The sequence below is a fragment of the Rhizobium aethiopicum genome, assembly GCF_014197535.1.
GTDB lineage: Bacteria > Pseudomonadota > Alphaproteobacteria > Rhizobiales > Rhizobiaceae > Rhizobium > Rhizobium aethiopicum_A.
Genome location: NZ_JACIFV010000059.1, coordinates 1 through 1,339 on the forward strand (window position 1 = coordinate 1; position 1,339 = coordinate 1,339).

At 62.1% G+C, this 1,339-nt stretch carries 1 protein-coding gene; it reads left to right on the plus strand.

Annotated elements, in window-relative coordinates; translation table 11 throughout:
* Window positions 1–81: 81 nt before the first annotated feature.
* Window positions 82–1,284, plus strand: coding sequence for an integrase core domain-containing protein (locus GGD53_RS31410; protein WP_184460588.1), 1,203 nt, complete (start codon window positions 82–84; stop codon window positions 1,282–1,284).
* Window positions 1,285–1,339 lie beyond the last annotated feature (55 nt).

The window sequence follows — 1,339 nt, forward strand, 5'->3', positions numbered from 1 at the left end:
GGTACAGCCCGGGCTGATGCCTGACAGAATGAACCGGGTTGATGGTCGACAAGTCATAGTGTGTCGGAGGGAGGGCTTCCGATGCCATTTGTGGAGACTTGTCGCATGGAAGAACGTGTTCGGATGCTGTCGGACTATGCTTTGGGGCACTGGAGTGTGAGCGATCTTTGCCGGCGCTACGGTGTGAGCCGGGATACATTTTACGCCTGGCGCAAGCGGCAGATGAGCGGAGCGCCGGATTGGTTTGTCGATCGGTCGCAGGGCACGGTTTCGTGCCCGCATCGCACGCCGTCAGCCCTTGCCGATGAGGTGATTGCGCTACGCCGGCGGTTTCCGCATATGGGGCCGCGCAAGCTGCTGGCGCTGTTGCAGCGCCAGTCGGCGCAGACCGCTTGGCCGGCGGCCTCGACGATCGGCGACATCCTCAAACGGGCAGGCCTTGTGGATACTGCCAAGCGGCGACGCAGGGCGCTGGACCAAAGCCGGCCGTTCACCGAGGCAACACAAGCCAATGACGAATGGAGCGTGGACTTCAAGGGCTGGTTCCGCACCCGCGACCAGCAGCGCATCGATCCACTGACGATCAGCGACAGCTACAGCCGTTTTCTGATTGATGTCCGAATTGCTCCACAGACCATCGACGGCGTGCGGCCTGTCTTCGAACGAGCCTTTCGCACCCATGGCCTACCGTTTGCGATCCGCTGCGACAATGGTTCGCCTTTCGGCAGCCATGGGGCCGGCGGCCTGACCCGACTATCGACCTGGTGGATCAAGCTCGGCATCGAGGCGCACTTCATCGCGCCGGCATCGCCTCAGGAGAACGGCAGACACGAACGCATGCATCGCACTCTCAAGGCTCAGACATCCAAGCCGCCGGCCGATAATGCCGGCCAACAGCAGGACCGTTTCGATGCCTTTCGCCGGCACTACAATGAGGAGCGCCCGCATGAGGCGCTGGGTCAACGACCACCGGCCGATCTCTATCGACCCTGCAAGCCGCGTGCGATGCCCGAGCGTCTCGACGACCCCTGGTACGATGCCGATCATCAAGTGCGTCGCGTTCGAGACAGCGGCGAGATCAAATGGAAGGGAGGCCAACTGTTCGTCAGCGAAGCCCTCGCCGGCGAACTCGTCGGACTGAGCGAGCTCGAAAACGGTGACCACATCGTGCGCTTCTGCAACCGCGACATAGGTCTCATCGGCCCGGACGGACGCTTTCGTCGCTTCGCTCCGCCGCGACCGCCCGGGCCGATGAGGCCTAAAGCAGCACACACGACAGAATGAAAACTGTCAGGTATCATCCCGGTCCAAAATGTCGACCATCAACCCGGTCGTTCAC